At 43.6% G+C, this 21,538-nt stretch carries 18 protein-coding genes; 14 read left to right on the top strand and 4 right to left on the bottom strand.

What is annotated here, in order from left to right; genetic code table 11:
- Positions 1–79: 79 nt before the first annotated feature.
- Positions 80–2,362: a class 1a ribonucleoside-diphosphate reductase subunit alpha gene (gene nrdA / locus OCV36_RS06070; RefSeq protein WP_017072982.1), complete on the bottom strand. Its 2,283-nt coding sequence runs from the start codon at positions 2,360–2,362 to the stop codon at positions 80–82.
- Between the two features lie 508 nt (positions 2,363–2,870).
- Complete coding sequence (gene ubiG, locus OCV36_RS06075) at positions 2,871–3,614, bottom strand: bifunctional 2-polyprenyl-6-hydroxyphenol methylase/3-demethylubiquinol 3-O-methyltransferase UbiG (RefSeq protein WP_017072981.1); 744 nt, start codon at positions 3,612–3,614, stop codon at positions 2,871–2,873.
- Positions 3,615–3,872: 258 nt separating this feature from the next.
- Between ubiG and gyrA the strand changes: the two genes are divergently transcribed.
- Together gyrA and OCV36_RS06085 are read left to right on the top strand one after the other, a co-directional pair.
- The gene (gyrA, locus tag OCV36_RS06080) at positions 3,873–6,560 is read left to right on the top strand and encodes a DNA gyrase subunit A (RefSeq protein WP_135454695.1); all 2,688 of its coding nucleotides are present in this window, start codon (positions 3,873–3,875) and stop codon (positions 6,558–6,560) included.
- A gap of 238 nt (positions 6,561–6,798) precedes the next feature.
- Positions 6,799–7,428, top strand: coding sequence for a TPR domain-containing protein (locus OCV36_RS06085; RefSeq protein ID WP_135454696.1), 630 nt, complete (start codon positions 6,799–6,801; stop codon positions 7,426–7,428).
- Between the two features lie 61 nt (positions 7,429–7,489).
- Here OCV36_RS06085 and OCV36_RS06090 read toward each other — a convergent pair whose 3' ends face one another.
- The gene (locus OCV36_RS06090) at positions 7,490–7,834 is read right to left on the bottom strand and encodes a rhodanese-like domain-containing protein (RefSeq protein ID WP_017072978.1); all 345 of its coding nucleotides are present in this window, start codon (positions 7,832–7,834) and stop codon (positions 7,490–7,492) included.
- A gap of 140 nt (positions 7,835–7,974) precedes the next feature.
- Positions 7,975–9,405 (bottom strand): ammonia-forming nitrite reductase cytochrome c552 subunit, encoded by a 1,431-nt coding sequence (gene nrfA, locus OCV36_RS06095; protein ID WP_186437205.1) that lies wholly within the window; start codon positions 9,403–9,405, stop codon positions 7,975–7,977.
- Positions 9,406–9,886: 481 nt separating this feature from the next.
- Between nrfA and nrfB the strand changes: the two genes are divergently transcribed.
- The 12 genes from nrfB (at position 9,887) to OCV36_RS06155 (ending at position 21,515) form a co-directional block, all read left to right on the top strand.
- Positions 9,887–10,471, top strand: a complete 585-nt coding sequence (nrfB, locus tag OCV36_RS06100) for a cytochrome c nitrite reductase pentaheme subunit (protein WP_017072976.1) — start codon at positions 9,887–9,889, stop codon at positions 10,469–10,471.
- A 3-nt stretch (positions 10,472–10,474) separates the two neighbouring features.
- Positions 10,475–11,161, top strand: coding sequence for a cytochrome c nitrite reductase Fe-S protein (gene nrfC, locus OCV36_RS06105; RefSeq protein WP_135454698.1), 687 nt, complete (start codon positions 10,475–10,477; stop codon positions 11,159–11,161).
- Between the two features lie 2 nt (positions 11,162–11,163).
- Entirely contained in the window at positions 11,164–12,138 is a 975-nt protein-coding gene (gene nrfD / locus OCV36_RS06110) for a cytochrome c nitrite reductase subunit NrfD (protein ID WP_135454700.1), read from the top strand.
- A gap of 132 nt (positions 12,139–12,270) precedes the next feature.
- Positions 12,271–14,193 carry a heme lyase CcmF/NrfE family subunit gene (locus OCV36_RS06115; protein ID WP_135454703.1) on the top strand — a complete coding sequence of 641 codons (1,923 nt, stop codon included), beginning with the start codon at positions 12,271–12,273 and terminating at the stop codon, positions 14,191–14,193.
- Positions 14,174–14,731 (top strand): DsbE family thiol:disulfide interchange protein, encoded by a 558-nt coding sequence (locus OCV36_RS06120; RefSeq protein ID WP_135454705.1) that lies wholly within the window; start codon positions 14,174–14,176, stop codon positions 14,729–14,731. The genes OCV36_RS06115 and OCV36_RS06120 overlap by 20 nt, the downstream gene beginning before the upstream one ends.
- Positions 14,728–15,168, top strand: coding sequence for a cytochrome c-type biogenesis protein CcmH (locus OCV36_RS06125; RefSeq protein WP_135454707.1), 441 nt, complete (start codon positions 14,728–14,730; stop codon positions 15,166–15,168). Before OCV36_RS06120 ends, OCV36_RS06125 begins: the two co-directional genes overlap by 4 nt.
- An 89-nt stretch (positions 15,169–15,257) precedes the next feature.
- Entirely contained in the window at positions 15,258–15,434 is a 177-nt protein-coding gene (locus tag OCV36_RS06130; protein ID WP_167853002.1) for a hypothetical protein, read from the top strand.
- Positions 15,435–15,682: 248 nt separating this feature from the next.
- Positions 15,683–16,279, top strand: coding sequence for a GTP cyclohydrolase II (locus OCV36_RS06135; RefSeq protein ID WP_029224762.1), 597 nt, complete (start codon positions 15,683–15,685; stop codon positions 16,277–16,279).
- Positions 16,280–16,456: 177 nt separating this feature from the next.
- On the top strand, positions 16,457–17,716 hold the full coding sequence (locus OCV36_RS06140) for an imelysin family protein (protein ID WP_135454709.1): 1,260 nt from the start codon (positions 16,457–16,459) through the stop codon (positions 17,714–17,716).
- A gap of 112 nt (positions 17,717–17,828) precedes the next feature.
- The gene (locus OCV36_RS06145) at positions 17,829–19,217 is read left to right on the top strand and encodes a di-heme oxidoreductase family protein (RefSeq protein ID WP_135454711.1); all 1,389 of its coding nucleotides are present in this window, start codon (positions 17,829–17,831) and stop codon (positions 19,215–19,217) included.
- A gap of 158 nt (positions 19,218–19,375) precedes the next feature.
- The gene (locus OCV36_RS06150; protein ID WP_135454712.1) at positions 19,376–20,437 is read left to right on the top strand and encodes an imelysin family protein; all 1,062 of its coding nucleotides are present in this window, start codon (positions 19,376–19,378) and stop codon (positions 20,435–20,437) included.
- Positions 20,427–21,515 carry a DUF1513 domain-containing protein gene (locus OCV36_RS06155; RefSeq protein ID WP_135454714.1) on the top strand — a complete coding sequence of 363 codons (1,089 nt, stop codon included), beginning with the start codon at positions 20,427–20,429 and terminating at the stop codon, positions 21,513–21,515. Before OCV36_RS06150 ends, OCV36_RS06155 begins: the two co-directional genes overlap by 11 nt.
- The last annotated feature ends 23 nt before the right edge of the window (positions 21,516–21,538 follow it).

A 21,538-nucleotide genomic window follows, 5' to 3' on the forward strand; every position in this document is an offset into this window, starting at 1 on the left:
TCCGCAGTAAAAACGGACCCTGTTAATGCTTTAAACCCAGAGAAGATAACTTCTCTGGGGTCTTAATGTTTATTGCGGTTTAGATCTTACAACCGCCGCCTTCACAATCTTCTTCAGGCACTTGAACTGCATCGCCTTGGTCGTCTTTAGCACCATCACGAGTGTTATGGTAGTAAAGCGTCTTAACACCGTATTTGTACGCTGTTAGCAAGTCTTTAAGCAGTTGTTTCATTGGAACCTTGCCGCTCTCGTAACCACTTGGATCATAGTTAGTGTTTGCAGAGATAGCTTGGTCAACGAATTTTTGCATGATACCCACTAAGTGAAGGTAACCATCGTTCGAACCAATGTTCCAAAGTAGCTCGTAGTTCTCTTTAAGGTTTAGGAAATCAGGAACAACTTGCTTCAGGATGCCGTCTTTCGACGCTTTCACTGATACGTAACCACGTGGTGGCTCGATACCGTTAGTTGCGTTCGAGATTTGAGACGAAGTCTCAGAAGGCATAAGCGCTGTTAGCGTAGAGTTACGCAGACCGTGCTCCATGATCTCTTCACGTAGCGTATCCCAATCGTAGTGCAGTGGCTCTTCACATACTAAGTCGATATCTTTTTTATAAGTATCGATTGGCAGTAGGCCTTTCGCGTAGTTGGTCTCGTGGAAAGATGGGCAACGGCCTTGCTCTTTCGCTAGTTCAACAGACGCTTTTAGCAGGTGATATTGAATTGCTTCAAAAGTACGGTGAGTCAGGCTATTTGCGCTGCCATCAGAGTACTTAACACCATTTTTCGCTAGGTAGTATGCGTAGTTGATTACACCCACACCTAGAGTACGACGGTTCATTGTCGACTTACGTGCTGCTGGAAGTGGGTAGTCTTGGTAATCAAGCAGTGCATCAAGTGCACGAACAACCAATTCAGAAAGCTCAGCCAAGTCGTCTAGCTCGTTGATTGCGCCTAGGTTGAACGCAGATAGCGTACATAGTGCAATCTCACCTTCGTCATCTTCTACGTTAGAAAGCGGCTTAGTTGGTAGCGCGATTTCTAGACATAAGTTCGATTGACGAACAGGTGCTACTTCAGAATCAAACGGGCTGTGTGTATTACAGTGGTCTACGTTCTGAATGTAGATACGACCAGTAGAAGCACGCTCTTGCATTAGCAGAGAGAATAGCTCAACCGCTTTAACGGTTTCACGCTTAACTGATGGATCGTTTTCATACTTAACGTAAAGCGCTTCAAAACGGTCTTGGTTTTCGAAGAACGCGTCGTAAAGGCCAGGTACGTCAGAAGGAGAGAACAGGCTGATGTTGCCACCTTGAACTAGGCGAGAGTACATAAGCTTGTTCAGCTGTACGCCATAATCCATGTGACGAACACGGTTCTCTTCAACACCACGGTTGTTTTTCAGAACCAATAGAGACTGAACTTCACCGTGCCATAGTGGGTAGAATACCGTTGCTGCACCGCCACGAACACCACCTTGAGAACAACATTTTACTGCTGTTTGGAAGTATTTGTAGAAAGGGATACAGCCAGTGTGGAACGCTTCACCATTACGGATTTCAGAACCAAGCGCACGAATACGGCCTGCGTTGATACCAATACCAGCACGTTGAGATACATAACGAACAATAGAGCTTGCTGTTGCGTTGATAGAATCTAGGCTGTCACCACATTCAATCAGTACACAAGAACTGAATTGACGAGTAGGCGTACGTACACCAGACATAATTGGTGTAGGTAGAGAAATCTTAAACGTAGACGAGGCATCGTAAAAACGTTTGATGTAATCCAGACGAGTTGATTTCGGGTATTTACCGAATAAACACGCAGCAACTAGGATATAAAGGAACTGAGCACTCTCGTAGATTTCTTTTGTTACACGGTTCTGCACGAAGTATTTACCTTCAAGCTGCTTAACCGCCGCGTAAGAAAAGTTTAAGTCACGCTTGTGGTCGATGTACGCGTCAAGCTCTTCGAATTCAGCTTTCGTGTAGTCTTCCATCAGGTGGCTATCGTATTTACCCATATCAACCAGTTTTGCAACGTGGTCATAAAGAGCTGGTGGCTCGTATTCACCGTACGCTTTTTTACGTAGGTGGAATACTGACAGGCGAGCTGCTAGATATTGGTAATCAGGAGTCTCTTCAGAGATTAAATCCGCCGCTGACTTGATGATAGTTTCATGAATGTCAGTAGTGGTGATGCCATCGTAAAACTGAATGTGAGCTTTCAATTCTACTTGTGATACAGAAACATTGTGCAAGCCTTCAGCTGCCCATGTGATCACGCGATGGATTTTCTCTAAATCGATGGTTTCTTTACGTCCGTTACGCTTGGTAACAGTAAGTTGTTGGTTCATTCTGCTTAATTTCCCTAACAAAACTGAACAAGGCCGTGTTTTTGTGTATTTCTGTGTAATTTGTGTAAATTACGTTTCGGCTTTGTGATCTTGGTCTACCCATATATTGTAGCTCAAACACTACATATAGGGGTCATTTGTTTGTTGGGTTACAAGATAGTGCTACAACTGATATTTTTCAAGGTAAAGAAATGGGAGTACTTGTGGATAAGTGGTGAATTGAAAAAAAACTGTAAGTGACCACTAACTGATGAAGATAGATGTGACTTGATTGTATAAAAGTCGGCTTTTAATGATGCTTTATTTTTGCACGCCCATAAAAAAAAATCCCTTGATCTTTGAGTAAAACGGGCGAAGGATTTTGGGTGATTAAATTTAAAACGAGGTGCTCAAAATGGAAGCTAGCGCACGAAATTTAGACTGAAAAAAGTCGCAAACTTATGTTAATTGCAACCTTTTTCATTCGTCTTTTTTTTGAAAAGATTTTACAGCAGGAGAGCTGATTTATTTAAGCGAAGTTTTGCGTATGCACGATGTAATTAACTTCTACACTACGACCTAAACGGTAGGTGTCTGTCAGTGGGTTATAGTGAAGCCCAGTGATGCCTAATTCTTGTAGAGGCGTGTTATCGACCATCTTGATAAGTTCTGCAGGACGAATGAATTTTTCATGATCGTGAGTGCCTTCAGGGACTATCTTCAATAGCTTCTCTGCTCCGACAATCGCAAATAGGTAAGATTTGAAATTACGGTTTAATGTAGAGAAGAAAACGTGGCCACCTGGTTTTACCAATTTTGAACAAGCGGTAATAACAGATTGCGGATCTGGCACATGCTCCAACATCTCCATACAGGTAACTACATCGTAAGCTTGTGGGTTCTCTTCGGCATGGTCTTCAATCGTGCTTTGGATGTAATCTAGCTTGGTGCCTGTTTCAAGAGCATGGAGACGCGCTACTTCTAAGGGCTCTTTACCCATATCTAGCCCGGTCACTGCCGCACCTTCAACAGCCATGCTTTCAGCCAAAATGCCACCACCGCAGCCTACATCAAGGACTTTCTTACCAAAAAGGCCTTCGGTTTTCTCTAGCACGTAATTTAAGCGCAGCGGATTGATTTGATGTAGTGGCTTAAACTCGCCTTCTAGATCCCACCAGCGCGACGCCATGTCTTCGAATTTTTTGATTTCTGCTGGGTCTACGTTCTGTGATTTAGTCATAATCGGCATTTCCAAGTTAAATAATGCATCCATGAAATTGCAGGCATTATAACTTGCCTTTTCCTGCTGACCAGAAGATCTACAATTTTGCTAGTTTATTGGGTGTAAAGTGACCATGTTTCAGCAAGATATGATGCTGAGGTGCAATTTCTCATCAATAGATTGGCTACAAGGGTCACAAGATGGTAAAAGGAGAGGGAAAGTGATGCCTCCGTAGGTAAATTTGTGTTATATTTTTCGGTCTTATGCGTATTCAAAAATACGATCTGACTATAGAGGGAAAATGGCTCTATGAGCGATCTAGCGAAAGAGATCACGCCCGTAAATATTGAAGATGAGCTTAGAGGTTCATACCTAGACTACGCGATGTCCGTCATCGTTGGTCGTGCCCTTCCAGATGTGCGTGATGGCCTAAAACCAGTACACCGCCGCGTTTTGTTCGCGATGAATGTATTAGGTAATGATTGGAACAAATCATATAAAAAGTCTGCTCGTGTAGTAGGCGATGTAATCGGTAAATATCACCCACACGGTGATAGTGCGGTATACGAGTCAATTGTTCGTATGGCTCAGCCGTTTTCACTACGCTATATGTTAGTCGATGGCCAAGGTAACTTTGGTTCGGTTGACGGCGATTCAGCTGCGGCAATGCGTTATACCGAAGTTCGTATGTCAAAAATAGCTGGTGAGCTATTAACGGATCTTGATAAAGAGACGGTTGACTTCGTTCCTAACTATGATGGAACCGAGCAAATACCAGCAGTTCTACCAACAAAAATACCAAACCTATTGGTTAACGGTGCTTCTGGTATCGCAGTAGGTATGGCTACCAACATCCCGCCGCATAACCTTGGCGAAGTTGTTGATGGCTGTTTAGCATTTATCAATAATGAAGACATCACTATTGATGAGCTAATGGACTACATCCCTGGTCCTGACTTCCCGACAGCAGCATTAATCAGTGGCCGTAAGGGCATTGTCGATGCATATAAGACTGGTCGTGGCAAAGTCTACATGCGCTCGAGAGCCAACATTGAAATGGAAAAGAACGGTAAAGAAACTATTATCGTTACTGAAATTCCGTATCAAGTGAACAAAGCTCGTCTTATCGAGAAGATTGCAGAACTTGTAAAAGACAAGAAAGTTGAAGGCATCAGTGCTCTACGTGACGAATCTGATAAAGATGGTATGCGTATTGTTATTGAATGTAAGCGTGATGCTGTTGGTGAAGTTGTTCTAAACAACCTTTACTCACAAACTCAACTGCAAACGACTTTCGGCATCAACATGGTTGCTCTGAACAACGGCCAACCACAGCTGTTCAACATTAAAGATATGTTGAAGTGTTTTGTTGATCACCGTCGTGAAGTTGTAACTCGTCGTACTATCTTCGAATTGAAGAAAGCACGCGACCGTGCACACATCCTTGAAGCCTTGTCTCTAGCACTTGCAAACATTGATGAAATCATTGAACTGATCCGAAACGCACCAACACCGGCAGAAGCGAAAGCTGGCCTTGTTGCTCGTGGCTGGGAATTGGGCAATGTTGCAGCAATGCTTGAACGTGCAGGTACTGATGCGGCTCGTCCAGATTGGTTAGAAGATCAATACGGCATCCGCGATGGCCAATACTTCCTAACGGAAACTCAAGCACAAGCTATTCTAGAACTTCGTCTTCACCGCCTAACTGGCCTTGAGCACGAGAAGATTCTAGACGAGTACAAAGCACTTCTAGAAGAAATCGCTGAGCTAATGCACATTCTTGCAAGCACTGAGCGTTTGATGGAAGTTATCCGTGAAGAACTTGAAGCGGTACGTGAAATCTATGGCGACGAGCGTCGTACAGAAATCACAGCAGCAGTTCATGATATCGACATGGAAGAGCTTATTGCTCAAGAAGACGTTGTAGTAACGCTTTCTAACGCAGGTTACGTTAAGTACCAAATCCTAAACGACTACGAAGCTCAGCGTCGTGGTGGTAAAGGTAAGAGTGCGACTAAGATGAAAGATGAGGATTACATTGAGCGTCTGCTTGTTGCTAATACTCACGATAACATCTTATGTTTCTCTACTCGTGGTAAAACATACCGTCTGAAAGTGTATCAACTACCGCAAGCGAGCCGCACAGCTCGTGGTAAGCCTATCGTTAACATTCTTCCTCTAGAAGATGGTGAACGTATTACGGCTATCCTGCCTGTGTCTGAATTCTCAAACGAGAAGTTCATCTTCATGGCGACGGGTGACGGTACCGTTAAGAAGACATCACTGGATCAATTTGCAAACGTACGTGCTAACGGCTTAATCGCAGTTAACCTACGTGACGATGATTCACTGATTGGCGTTGATATTACTGATGGTAATAGTGACATCATGCTGTTCTCGAAGTCGGGCAAAGTTGTTCGCTTCAACGAGGACAAAGTGCGCCCAATGGGTCGTACTGCCTCTGGTGTTCGTGGTATGAAGCTTCCAGAAGACGATCAAGTGGTTTCACTGATTGTTCCTTCAAACGAAGGCGATATCCTAACTGTGACTCAAAACGGTTACGGTAAGCGTACTGAGCTGGCTGAATACCCAACGAAAGGCCGTGCAACGCAAGGTGTAGTATCTATCAAAGTCTCTGATCGTAATGGCCCAGTTGTTGGTGCTGTTCAGGTTGAAGAAGGCGATGAAATGATGATGATCACCGACGCAGGTACGTTAGTACGTACTCGCGTAGCGGAAGTGAGCCAAGTTGGTCGTAACACTCAAGGTGTAACACTGATTCGTACTGCTGAAGACGAGAATGTTGTAGGTCTACAACGTATCGACGAAGTAGAAGAAGCTGAGATTGTTGAAGGCGAAGAAACTGAAGAAGCAAATGCTGACGCAGTAAACGCTGAAACTATTAATGCAGAAGGAACAGTTGTTTCTGAATCAAGTGAAGAGCAAGCATCCGATGCTTCTGACTCTGAAAGTGATAGCGAGCAAGACACTGAGTAATCTCGATTACGTAAAGTAATTAAGTTTACCAATGGAAAAACCGAGCCTAAGTGCTCGGTTTTTTATTGCCTATCGTTTTTTATTATTCCGAGCATTTTGCTTAGTGCTTAGTGCTTAGTGCTTAGATCTTGGTTTTGGGAAACTTTGAGCACTAAATCTCGAACGCTAAACTTTGATCAATAACGAGATAACACAAAAACGATAAAGTAGCAATAGAGCTAAACAAAAGGGAAGTGAGATGGACATGTGGTTGCTTGTAGCGTTGATATTGATGAGCTTATTTTTAGTCGTGGTTGTTATTGCCGCGAGTAAAAATAGCAGTAACCTCAAAGGTAATATTCTCGTATCACTTATTGCAGTGTTTCTCAGTGTTACGGTTTGGTCTCAACTTAAACAAGACACACCTCAACGACCTTCTGATGACAATGATGGTTACACGGCAACAGATTTCCAAGACGAGCTTCAGCAGAGCCTTAAGCAAGACCCGAATCAATCCGATTTATGGTTCAAGCTTGGTGGTGTCTATATGCAGAAAGGGGAGTTTGATGCAGCGTTTACCTGTTACGACTATGCTATTCGCCTAGATCCTCAAGCGCCTTCTGGCCTCTATGCTGCCAAAGCAACGGCACTTTATTACCTCAGTTCTCAAGCCATGAGCGATGACGTGAATGCGCTATTGGATCACTCCATGCAGCTTGATCCTGATGATCGTACGGCATTAATGTTGATTGCAACCGATCACTTCATCAGTATGCGTTATCAATTAGCGATCGATGCATGGACTAAAATCCTCGATTCCAATCAAAAAGGGATCGATCGTGTTTCCATTATTCATTCGATCAACCAAGCAAAGCAGATGATCCGTTAAGCTTGGAGGATTGAGTCGTAATCTTTAGTCGATAGATTCTGTTAGCTTCAGCCGCTAACCGCTAGTTACTTTCTTGCATTTCAATTAAGCCACCAGCATTGTGGATCTGAGTAAACCCTTGTGCACGCAAGAACTGATACGCTTGTCCTGAGCGATTGCCACTACGGCAATACAAAACGATGGGTTGGTCTTTCTCGATGTTAGCAAAGTGAGTAGCCACTTCAGAAAGAGGGTAGTTAATGGCATTGCTTAGGTGTCCGTTTGCGAACTCGGCAGGTGTCCTTACATCAACCACTAGTGCCCCTTTTTCAATTAACTCCCAACCTATATCAGCACGTTCAGAAGCGTAAACTCCAGAACTTAACAACGTAATGCACAGTGCAGAAAGCGAAAGTAAGGTCTTCATTCTTAATTCCTTGAATGAGTAAATGGGTATTCGAAGGTAGACACGATTTGAATGCGTTAAAAGCTTAAGATTCAAAATAGAAAAACCAGCCATACTACAATAGTGTGACTGGTTTTTACTTAATGGTCTAATTGAAGAAACTAGTATTCGTAGTTGGCTTCACGCTTTTCAGCTTGCTCTTCCCATTGAGGAACAACGGTGTCTAAGAAGTGTTGTTTCTCAGCGTTCATCTTATCCATGTCCATTCCAAGCGCTTTTTGAGCCGCTTCTTTTGTCGAGATATCTGGAATCTCGATTGGATCGGTGATGCCTTTCTTCGCCAGTAGACGAACAATCTTAGTTCGAGCATCCGCTGCGCGGTCAACGGCAGTACCTAGCACTTCTAGAGCGATTTCAGGTGCATGCATATGAATGCCGTGAGACGCAATAGCGTAGTCCCAACGCCATTGAGCGTGACGGATATCGATTAAGATAGGTTCCATCTCTTGCTCTGTCGCACCCGCTTCCCATGCTGCGCCTGCTTCAAAGTGAGCAGCAACGATTTGTTTCTCTGCTGTCAGCTTCATGTTTAGTACTTGCGCTTTACGGCTTGAAACGATGTTACGCATGGTTTCTTTCGATTGAGTGTGACAGTTTGCACACGTATCTTCGAAGCGGTCGAATGGGTTACCCACTTTATGGTCGGTATAAACAGTGCCATCTTCTTTGGTCACTTTCGGCATATGACAGTCAGCACAAACGACTTTGTTCTTACCATGGATGCCTTCGCGCCATGTTTCGAAACCTGGGTGCTGTGCTTTCAGCATGGGTGCTTTCGATACTTTATGCGTCCAATCTTTAAAGTTGATTGCATCATAGTAGCGTTCCATGTCACCAACGGTTGTACCTTGGTCCCAAGGGAATTTCACACCTTTGGTTGGCCCTGTGAAGTAGTATTCCACGTGGCATTGTGCACAAACAGAAGCTTGTTGGTCTAGTCGGCTTTGTTCATCAAACTTTTTACCAATCGTTTCAAATGCACGTTCAACGTAAGGACGAGTCACCTTAAGTGCTGGTTCACCATTTTTAAAGCCTTCGCTTTTGGTATCGTGACAATCAGAGCAACCGATAGGGTTAATAATTTCATTACCCAAACGAGCCCATTTACCCTCAAAGTAACCGTCTTCACCACGTTCTTCAATAACACGTGCTACGTCTGGGCTCTTACAACTCCAACATGCCATTGGCATCGGGCCAGAGTTTTCGTCTGTTGGGCCGCCAGTACGAAGCGTTTGTCGTACATCGTCAATTGCATAAAAGTGACCACGTGCCTTGTTGTAATCTTTTGCGAAGCCGTAACCAGCCCACATGATAACCATGTTGGGATCTTCTTTTAGTGCGTCTTCTATGGTTTCGCTTTCTGAAGTCTGTCTCCATGAATGATATTGATCAGGGTGGTTTTGCTCGAACTGGTCGTTACGAGGGTCGCCAATTTCTTTTTGTTCAGACGCAGCAAAACTGGTCGCGCTTGCTAGTGATGCGCTAACCATTAATAGTGCTGTGACTGAATTACGTATCCAATGCTTTTTCACAGTGATATCTCCAATATACTGATTTTTATACCAAGCGTTGTGAGTTTGCTATTCAAATTAAGAACTGGAGAATTCCTGTTTATATTAATTCATAACTAAACACATTTTGTTACGTGTTGGGTATAGCTTGTTTTAGATCAATTAATGGTAGTGACTTCAATCACGTTGAAGTTTATATACCCCTTTAGGGGTATTGGTGGCTAGATTTTTTAGAATTCAAGTGAGAATTATTATCATATATAACAAGTAATTACCCAAATTGACCATGTCATAAATAGGGTGATTGCGTTCACACATTAACCCATCCAAATTTCGTATTACCTCATTAGAGGTATATTCTAATTATAGAAAGCGTTGTGGCTTATCCAAAATAAGAATTGATATCATTTAAACGGTAATAATATCGTTTAAGGGTACTTTTGTTTAACCGGAATATTATTTAGTTGAGAGTTAAATAATGCCGGTATAAGGAAAGGATAAAATGGGCAATATTAAATTGGCCATAGTCATAATGCTTAAATCCCTTCTAGCATTCTGCCTCTATGGTTATTCCATTCATGCTGTTGCTGAGCCTGCTGTTACGCCAGTAGGAGAATCAACAAGACATGAAGTCGAATTAATCCGTGATAAAGACTACAAGTGTGTTCAATGCCATAAAGATTCAAAAGAAACGGTATTGGGTTCACATGGTGAAAGTGCACACGCTTTGCTTGGCCGCGAAGTAAATTGTACCGATTGTCATAGTTCTATTAGCCCCGATCACCGTGAAGGTGCACCTAAAGTGGTGAAGTATCGTGAGGCTCAATCACAGCCTGGAACCGAGAAGGTTTTCTTAGACCCTAAATTAATCCTAGATGCCAATAGTCAATGTGTGGATTGTCATAAACCTGATGATCTCCGCGAAGCTAGCTGGACTCACGATGTTCACGCGCAAAACTTAACTTGTTCAAATTGCCACGATGTTCATGCGACCGAAGCGAAGGTGTTGGGCTTAGATAAAAAGCAAACCATTAAGCTGTGTGTGGATTGCCATTCAGACTTCAACCAGAAGAAAGAAGGGGAGTAATCTATGAGCTGCTCAAGAAGAAACTTTTTAGCGGGCGCAGGTGCCGTAATCTTTACGACCGGTGTTGCAGGAACGGCGGCGGTGACAAGTCGTAAAACGCTAGCCAATGTCCAAGAAGATGGCGTTAAGCGTTACGGAATGATTCATGACGAAACCGCTTGTATTGGTTGTACCGCTTGTACAGAAGCATGTCGTGAAGTGAACAATGTGCCTGAAGGTGTATCGCGCTTAGAAATTATTAAGAGCGAGCCACAAGGCGAATATCCAAATGTTGATTACCGTTTTACTCGTAACTCTTGCCAACATTGTGATAACGCGCCGTGTGTCATGGTTTGCCCAACAGGTGCAGCCTACAAAGATGAAAAAACGGGCATTGTTGATGTCCACAAAGAGAAGTGTGTCGGCTGTGGTTACTGTTTGTTAGCGTGTCCATATCAAGTGCGCTTTTTCCATCCAGAGAACAAATCAGCCGATAAATGTAACTTCTGTCGTGATACCAATCTAGCGCAAGGGAAGTTGCCTGCTTGTGTCGAATCTTGCCCAACCAAAGCGCTGACATTCGGCGATTTGAATGACCCTGAGAGTGAGATAAACCAAGTACTTCAATCCGAGGTGGTTTACAGAGATAAAGCCTATCTAGGCACTCAACCAAAACTCTATAAAGTGCCACACCAAAAAGGGGAGATTTGATTATGAGTGCATGGGATACAGCTTTTCAGTCTGGTACGGTGGTATGGGACTGGATTATTGCAATCTATCTATTTCTTGCAGGGATGTCGGCCGGTGCAGTGATGATCTCAATTTACCTTAAGAGAAAGGTAATTGAAGGCGATCCTGCTCATAATGGTGTATTAAAGGCTACCGCTTTTCTTGCTCCGTTTGGGATCATTGCAGGCCTGTTGATCTTGGTTTTCCATCTAACTAAGCCCTTGTCATTTTGGAAGATCATGATCTTTTATAACCCAACGTCTGTGATGTCGATGGGTGTGATCTTATTCCAAGTGTATATGGTGATCTTGTTCCTTTGGATCGGCATTATATTTAGAGATCAAATTGTGGTGTTCTTGAATGACCAAACATGGTTGAAAGGGCGCCTCGACTTTGTTGGAAAATGGATCGGTAAGTTAGAGGTGTTTGAGAATGCTTTGGAAATATTCTTAGCGGTTCTCGCATTGATGCTTGCTGCTTATACGGGCTTCTTGCTTTCAGCTTTAAATACCTTCCCATTATTGAATAACCCAGTTTTGCCGATTTTATTCTTGTTTTCGAGTCTATCTTCGGGAGCGGCTGCGTGTATTTTGTTTGGTGTATTGGTCTTCAAAGAGTCACCACACAGCCCGAGTATTTCTTGGATACATGGATTTGAACGTCCGGTTGTGATGTTTGAACTGTTTGTTCTTATTACTTTCTTCACTGGGCTTATCTTCGCGGGTGGCCAAAGTGAACAAGCGGTATGGAACGCGATTGGCAGTGGTTTTTGGGCAAGTTGGTTCTGGTATGGCGTGATCGGTGTCGGTATGGTTCTACCATTGCTGCTAAATGCGGTAATGCCAACGTCTATCCGTCATAGCGCGGTGTATATTTTCTCCGTGACTTCGCTAAGTCTGATGGGCGTGTTAATGCTACGAACTTTTGTCCTTTATGCAGGGCAGCTAACGATAGCTTAATTTAGCTCAAGTTAATGAGTAAGTAGATGTTGGATACTGGGCATCTGCTTACTTGGCTTCTGTTTATCGGAACAGTATAAGCGAACAATTGTTTAACTTGGCTCTGCTTCGGTAGAGTCTTATTGAGGTGATATGGTCGGTTCTTTGGGGCTGTTTAGTTTAGTGTTGGTTGCTGTACTCAGTAGCATTATTGGTGTGCATTCGTTTTACCAAATGCTAAATAAACGGGCGCAAAATCTAGGTTTAATCCGCAGTTTCTCTCTTTCAAGTGCGCTGTTCTCTCTCACTTCTGTCGCATTACTTGGCTATGCCTTTGTCAGTGACGACTTCTCTATTCTCTATGTCGCTGAACATTCCAATACACAGTTACCCTCATTTTTTAAGCTTGCGGCCGTATGGGCAGGACATGAAGGTTCCTTGTTGTTTTGGGTCCTGACGATCAGCGTCTGGTCTGGCGTTATTGCCTTGCAAAAACACTATTCGAATGAATACCAAAGCCGTGTGTTGTGGGTCATGAATGCGTTGCTCGCGATATTTGCGTGGTTTACGCTATTTGCTTCAAACCCATTTGAAATGAATTCAACACTGCCTCTTCAGGGGCGCGACCTTAATCCTATGTTGCAAGATGTGGGGTTGATTTTTCATCCACCTTTGCTTTATCTCGGTTATGTGGGCTTTTCTGTGGTTCTGGCATTTGCTGTGGCCGCTTTGCTGGTTGATCCAATTGAGTTTGATTGGGTTGCTCATTGTCGCAGTTGGTGTTTAGTCGCTTGGATCTTTTTAACCGCAGGGATCATTCTTGGCTCTTGGTGGGCGTATTACGAATTAGGTTGGGGCGGCTGGTGGTTCTGGGATCCTGTTGAGAATGCCAGCTTGTTGCCATGGCTTACTTCAACAGCTTTACTGCACAGTCTAGGCGTTGCCAAGGGCAAGCAACAGCTTCTGAAGTGGTCTCTTAGCCTTGCTTTCATTACATTTTGCTTGAGTATCCTAGGCACCTTTATTGTTCGTTCTGGCGTACTAACGTCGGTGCATGCTTTTGCTGTCGACCCAACTAAAGGTATCGCACTGCTGCTTATATTAGTGCTGGTACTTGTTAGCTCATTTTCTCTGCTTATCGTCAGAGGTGAATCTTTTGAATCTAATCCGATTACCAGCTTCGCCAGCAAAAGCTTTTTGAGCCTAGTCGCGGTACTCATCTTTGTACTGGCAACGGCCGTGGTTGTTTTCGGTACTTTCTATCCAATGGTATTTGAACTACTTGGACTGGGCAATATATCGGTCGGCGCGCCTTACTTTAATTTGTTGATTGCACCTTTGGCTTTGCTTGCGTTAGGTGTAGTGGGCTTAGCTCCGTTGTTGAGTATTAAACCTCAAGCAACTAAAGGTATTATTGCCTCGTTAGCTCTGGTGTCATTTTTGCTTGGGTACATTTGTTATTCTTGGCAAGTGGAACAGGTACAACTACAAGTGATGGCACTGCTGACTTGGGGGCTCGCATTCTGGGTGTTACTGTCGCATATTTACGGCTTAGTGGTTACCCGAAGTTCTAAGTTCCAACGCAAAGTATGGGTGATGACTTTTGCTCATGTCGGGGTTGCGGTACTCGCAGTAGGCGCTGCAATGAATAGCTATCACTCGTTTGAGCGCAGCTATAAACTAAGTCCTGGTACACAAGTAGAGTTCATGGATTGGACGCTTTCGCATCGTGATACTGAGCTTTATGTCGCCTCAAATTTTAGCGCTGAGAAGGCAATACTAAACTTAGATGTTGGTGAGAAAAGCTTTTCCATCGCGCCAGAAAGAAGACACTACCAAGTTCGTGTGATGAACATGAGTGAGCCTGCAATGAAGTGGTTCTGGCATGGCGATGTTTATATCACCATGGGAGAAAAAGTGGATTCTGCCGCTTATGCGTTCCGAGTTCAGTATAAAGCGTATGCTCGTTGGATTTGGTTTGGTGGGCTTTTCTCTATCTTGGGTGCCTTACTCTCATTGATACTTCGTAGAAAGAAAACGGTTAAGGCTTCACAATATGCATTCCAGCGTTCGTAATAAACTCATCACTCTGTTTTCAATTGCTCTCGCTTTGGTCGTTGCATTTTCTTTTGCGCTCGACAGTAAGCAGCAATCGACCACCGTATCGAAACAGAAAAGAGCATTTCCTGAATTCATATCCTCTGAGCTAGTGGGTGATGAAAGAGACAGTCGTGATACGCAAGATCTTACGCTTGCTGATATCACTCAACACCCATACCAATTGGTTAACGTGTGGGCGTCTTGGTGTGGAATATGTAAAACGGAACACGCTTTTTTGCTCAAACTTCAAAATAAGGGCATTCCCATTGTTGGGCTCAATTATCGAGATAACCCCGCAGCAGCGATAAAAGTGTTATCGAATGATGGAAATCCGTACTCTAAAGTTATCAGTGATCCTCAAGGCGAATTGGCTTTAGAGTTGGGTGTAATAGGAACACCTGAAACATATTTAGTTGATGCAGATGGTCAAATCATTAAGAAACTATTGGGTGTGTTGAATGAATCTGTTTGGCAAGATGAACTGGCAAGGTACTTTAATGGTGCGAAGGGATGATTAAACTTCTAGTACAAACCTTAATTACGTTATCTGTGGTTTTTTTTACCTGCTTTCCTACCATGGCGGAAGGGCTGTTTACCGCCAGTGACAAGGATAAGAGTATTCAAGTTGAGCTGTTTGAGTTTGAAAACCCACAACAGCAGCAGCGTGCAATTGCATTAGCCAAAACGTTGCGCTGCCCACAGTGTCAGAATCAAAACCTGATCGAATCCAATTCACCCATAGCGAAAGACCTCCGTCTTGTGGTTTTTGATATGATTAAAAATGGGAAGAGCAACCGAGATATTACTCAATACATGACGGAAAGGTTTGGTGAATTTGTACTGTATAAGCCGACAATGAGCGCTTCTAATGCACTACTTTGGTTTATACCAGGTGTTATTTTCCTGTTGTTTATATATCTATCAATAAAAAGTGTTAGAAACAGCTCATAAAAATTATGTATTACTGTTTACCAATCGACCTGTATTTTGTAACATTAAAGGATTATAAAGGCTAAGCACTGTTATATAAGGATGTATCTGTGGACAACGTAATCTCAAATTTAAAGAAAGAGTTCCATACCCATGTCCAGTCTGACAAATGGGCAGAAAGATACAGTGCCAAGTCGAGTGTTTCTACTCTGACTTCAGAAGAATTAACAGAGCTACAGAATGCTTGGGTTCAGCTTGTCATTTGGAAACAAACTCAAATAAGTTGATCGTTCTGTAAAAAATGTAGTATTAGCCACAATTGATAAATTTATAACCCCATATTGATCATCCCAATGTGGGGTTTTTTCTTGCTTCGGAAATTATTGTTATAATATAACAATTTGTACGTGTTCGACCTTGAAAAAAATTGTTAACAGCCCCATAGTGTCTAATATTAGATAGTTCGCTACAAAATATTGCCTAGACAAATAGAGTAGTGTTGTTAAATACATCGAATTTTCAAGTGAGTATAACTATGGCGGAAGTGCGTGCCAGAATAGATTTCAAAGTAGGGGTTACAAGTAGCATTGATGCTGAACTTCTGTCTTTTCATGGATTGAAAACAGACAAAGAGCACGTTGCTGTCATATTCAAATCAGCAGACAAGACACAAGCCATACCTCTGGTGCGTATGCACTCTGAGTGTCTTACTGGTGATGTTTTCCATTCCTCCCGCTGTGACTGTGGCGAACAGCTAGACGAAACCATAAGAATTATGGGTGAAACAGGTGGCGTGATTCTTTATCTACGTCAAGAAGGTCGTGGTATTGGTTTATACAATAAAATCGATGCGTATCGTCTTCAAAGTGAAGGTATGAACACCTACGAAGCCAATAACCACTTAGGTTTTGGTGATGATTTGCGCGATTTCACTGAAGCGGCAGAGATGCTACGAGCTTTAGGTACGACTAAAATCCGTTTGGTGACTAACAATCCTAAAAAAATCAATGAACTTAAATCTTTTGGTATTGAGATCGATGAAGTGGTGAATACTTCTGCTCATATTAAGGAGGGTAATGAAAGTTACCTTAAAGCAAAAGTCTCACACGGTAAGCATAATCTGGATATCTGATTAGCCTCTTTTGTTGCGCCTAACACGAAAATGTTTAAAGACCTCACATATGTGAGGTTTTTTTGTATTTATCTTGCAATAAAATTGTAAGTTTGTATTATTCTCATCCGTAGTGCAAATGATAATGGTTTGCACTATTACTACGAATAATAATTTAAAGCTCAACAAGGATGCTTCATGACCATTAAATCTTTAGTGACCAAAGCCGTAACTTCGTCACTCATTTTTGCCTCTGCTTCTTCTTTCGCAGCAGTAACTCAAGATCAAGTTGTAGAACATTATGCAGATATTGCTCATGCGGTGTTTGCAGATTCAGTAATTACAGCAAAAGCGTTGAACTCTTCTATTGATACCTTCTTAGCTTCTCCTTCTGCTGGTAACTTCGAACAAGTAAAACAAGCTTGGCTTGAATCTCGTGTACCTTACCAACAGTCTGAAGTGTTCCGTTTTGGTAACGTCGTTGTTGATGATTGGGAAGGTCAATTAAACGCATGGCCACTTGATGAAGGCCTTATCGATTACGTATCTTCTGATTACCAATATGAGCTTGGTAACGAAGGCGCTAGCGCAAACATCGTTGCGAACAAAACGTTCCAAATTGGTCAGACTACAGTCGACGCAACCAACATCACACCTGAGCTAATCGCAGATCTTAATGAAATTGGCGGTTCTGAAGCAAACGTAGCGTCTGGCTACCACGCGATTGAATTCCTACTTTGGGGCCAAGATTTAAACGGCACAAACAGCGGTGCAGGTGAGCGTGCTTACACTGACTTCGTTGTTGGTGCTGAGTGTACTAATGGCAACTGTGACCGTCGTGGCGCATACCTAAAAGCATCAGCTGAACTACTTATCCAAGATCTAGAATGGATGGAAAAACAGTGGGCTGAAGGCGAGAAAGGCAACTACCGTCAAGAGCTTCTTTCTGAATCTAGCGACAACGGCCTACGTAAAATGCTGTTCGGCATGGGTTCACTGTCTCTAGGTGAACTAGCGGGTGAGCGTATGAAGGTTGCACTAGAAGCAAACTCTACTGAAGATGAGCACGACTGTTTCTCTGATAACACGCACAACTCTCATTACTACAACGAGCAAGGTATCTACAACGTATACACTGGCTTGTACAAGCGTGAAGATGGTTCTTTACTTTCAGGTCCTAGCCTGTTTGACCTAGTTGAGCAAAAAGACGAGCAAGCTGCGAAAGAGATTCAAAAGCAGTTTGACCTAGCACGTGCACAAGTGGGTGAGCTAGTAACGTCTGCTGAGAAAAACAACCAACATTTCGATCAGCTAATTGCTGCTGACAATGCTGCGGGTAACGCACTAGTAAACAAAACAATTGTTGCGCTAGTGTCTCAAACCGCTGCTATCGAACGCGCTGCTGGTGTGATTGGCGTTGATAGCCTAAACCCAGACACAGCGGATCACGAGTTCTAAGAACCTGAGTCCAAAACTATTGTAAGGGCTCTTATTGAGCCCTTAATTGTTTGTTACTCAAGAAAGTTACACCCACATAAAAACTAAAATCAAAAACACAGCAAGGCAATGTATGAAGTCGTATCTATCAGCCTCACTATTAACCGCACTGTTTTTCTTATCCCCGTTACATGCCCATGAAACCTACTCTGGTGGTAAAACAACGGTGAAGAAAGAGGGAGCGAATGCTTTTTCTCTTCCTGCAGCCAACCTACCAATGAGCAAACGCTTGGATTTCAGCGTAGGTAACAGCTTCTTTAGAAACCCTTGGGTTCCTGCGCCATCATCAACCGATGCACGTGATGGATTGGGCCCATTGTTCAACACCAACGGTTGTCAAAACTGTCACATCAAAGATGGTCGTGGCCACGCGCCAGAAAAAGGCGATGAGAACGCGGTATCCATGTTGGTTCGCTTGAGTATTCCTGCTGAAACACCAGAACAGAGACAAGCCTTTATTCGCGATGGTGGCATTCCAGAACCGACTTACGGCGGACAGCTACAAGATTTCGCGCTTCAAGGTATTAAACCAGAGGGTAAAGTGAACATCAGTTACACCGATGTTCCTGTTGAATTCAAAGATGGTACGGTCGTTACTCTGCGTAAACCTACTTTAAAGATTACTGAACTTGCTTTCAGCGAGATGCATCCTAAAACTGAATTTTCTGCTCGAGTTGCGCCTCCAATGATTGGGCTTGGCCTACTCGAGAGCATTCCGAAAGAAACCATTCTTGGATTTGCTGAGCAGCAACTAGCTGACAAGCAAGGCGTGTCGGGTAAAGCCAACTACGTACTCGATGTTCAAACTAATGACATGACGTTAGGTCGTTTCGGTTGGAAAGCAGGACAGCCTAATTTAATGCAGCAAAATGCTGCAGCGTTTAATGGTGACTTAGGTTTAACGAGTCGTCTATTTCCAAATGAAAATTGCACATCAGCACAATCAACGTGTGATGACTTCCCGAATGGTGGTGCTCCAGAAGTTAGCGACAATATCCTAGATTTTGTTGAGTTTTACTCACAGCACTTGGCAGTACCGATTCGCCGTGATGTTAAAAACACAACTGTCATTAAAGGTAAAACACTGTTTAAAGACATTGGTTGCCAAAGTTGTCACCAAGCTGAAATTCGTACCGGAGAGCGTGAAGGTTTACCTGCTCTGTCGAAGCAGTTAATCAGCCCGTACACCGATATGCTATTACATGATATGGGGGAAGGTTTAGCCGATAATCGCCCTGAGTATCTTGCAAATGGTCAAGAGTGGCGCACAACACCATTGTGGGGACTCGGTTATACCAAAGAAGTAAACGGTCACACGTTCTTACTTCATGATGGCCGAGCAAGAAACGTAATGGAAGCTGTGCTTTGGCATGGCGGTGAAGCAGAAATGGCGAAGCAAAACGTCTTAGCTCTTAGTAGCAGCGAGCGTGAAGCGCTATTGGCGTTCTTAAACTCGTTATAGGCTGAGTTGAATTCATTTTAGTTAACGGCTAGTTACTTAAGAAAGCCGCTATCAAACCACTTAGCACCGCTGAACTTGTAGGAATACGAGGCCAGCGGTCGTTTCGTATTTAATGAACTCATATAATTAAAAGAAAAATTAGGAAGTAAGGTAACAACATGACGCATAAATTTTTATTAATGCCTTTGTCGGTACTAATCATGGCAGGCTGCCAATCATCGGGTGAGCAAACCGCTTCATCTGAGGTTAACGGTGTGTCTTATCAAGCGGACACGACCGACCACATCAGTCGCAGTGTCTACCAACAAGAGTTTGATTCAGCCATCCTATTCGCCAAGCAAGCCAATGAGCTAGAAGTCTTGATGCAGGGTTACTGTCAAACTCACGACGTTGAGTTAGATGCGTTGAAAACTCAGTGGCAGCTCACCATGAACAGTTGGATGGCACTGCAAGGGCAAGAAAGAGGCCCAACAGCGGCGCTTGAAGAGAGCTGGAATGTTCAGTTCTGGCCAGACAAAAAGAACACCACTGGTCTTAAAATGCGCCAGTTGACTCAGCAAGATAAAGTTTGGTCTCAAGTTGAAATTGCTCAACAGAGTGTGACAGTTCAAGGGCTAGGCGCATTGGAATGGTCGCTTTATGACGAGCAATCGCCACTGCTTCAAGACAAAGCGTTAGGTTGCCAATCGTCGCAAGCGATTACTGAAAACTTAGCGATTAAGTCGTCTTCGATTGCACAGGCATGGCAAGTTAACCCTTGGTTAGCGCTAGACGAGACTCGTTGGGAGTCTGAATACATCGCTTTATTGACCAACCAACTTGATTACAGCATGAAAAAGCTGAGTCGTCCGATGGCGAAAATCGGTCATCCGCGTCCGTATTTTTCAGAATCATGGCGTGCACAAACCTCGATGACTCAACTAAAAGCGAATGTAGCAGCACTTCAAAAGCTTTATCTGGCTGATGGCAATGGTCTTGATGGCTTGTTAAGAGAGAAGGGCCTAAATGACCTTGCTGGTCGCGTTGCTGACCAGTTCACGTTGACGCTAGATACATGGCCTACAGACTCAAGCTTGTTTGAGTTATTGCAGAGCAAAGAGGGCTACCGAGATGTGTTGACTCAATACAACAAACTAGAACGTTTGAAGTACCTCATTCATGAAGAAGTGGCGATAGAGCTTGGTGTCGTAATAGGATTTAATGCTACCGATGGTGACTGATACTACACGAAGAAGGTTACTCAAGGCTGCATTGGGTTGTGCAGCTGTTCCTGTACTTCCATTTGGCTGCGCTAGTCGCTCTGGTGCTGTGAGCTCATCTCGTGAGCCTCAATTAATCGGTTGTGCGCTGAATGGGCGAGGTCAATATTCAGCGGTTGTGGCTGACGAATATGGAACGCCATTGAGTCAACTGCCGATACCAGATCGTGGCCATGGCGTCGCGATTTGCCCAACCTCATCACATGCGGTGGTTTTTGCTCGTCGTCCTGGTGACTATTTTATGGTGTTTGACTATAAAAACGGTCAGCAGATCAAAATGGTCGTGAAAGGTAACAACCGTCACTTCTATGGTCATGGCGTTTACTCATTAGATGGCAAGTTACTGTATGCCACTGAAGGGAAAACGGACAGCAGCCAAGGTGTGATTGGCGTTTACGATGTCGCGCAAGGCTATCGTAAGGTCGAAGAGTTCAGCGGTTTTGGTATTGGGCCTCATGAAGTGATCATCATGCCGGATGGTAATCTCGCGATCGGCGTTGGTGGCGTTCATACTGATGGTAGAACACCGAAAAACTTGGATTCAATGCAACCGAGTTTAAGTTATGTTTCTCCTGAAGGTGTGTTACTTGATCAGGTTGAATTGTTGGATAAGAAGCTGAGCATTCGACACTTAGCCCATGATGGTGCTGAAACCGTGCTTTGTGGCCAGCAATATCGTGGTGAACCAGATGAGTATCCTTCGCTATTGGCGATGCATACTAAAGGCGGACAGTTTGAATCACTGAACGCAGAGCCAGAGCAATGGGCAAGGTTTAATCATTACATTGCGAGTATCGCAGCTTCTGATGACTGGATTATCGCTACTTCGCCAAGAGGGAATTGTTACGGTATTTGGTCTAAAGCGACTAAAGAGTTAGTGGAACTGTCTGCTTTATCAGATGCTTCTGGCGCAGTGTTGCTTGATGGGGAGTTTAGACTCAGCTCTGGAGCGGGTAGCGTAGTGAGCCAACGCAAGCCTTATGAAAAATCCAGTCAGCAATCATCCGTCCAGTGGGATAACCACTGGAGTGCAGTCTAATGCATAAAACCCCTTAAAAAATA

This window comes from Vibrio echinoideorum, from assembly GCF_024347455.1.
Taxonomy (GTDB): domain Bacteria; phylum Pseudomonadota; class Gammaproteobacteria; order Enterobacterales; family Vibrionaceae; genus Vibrio; species Vibrio echinoideorum.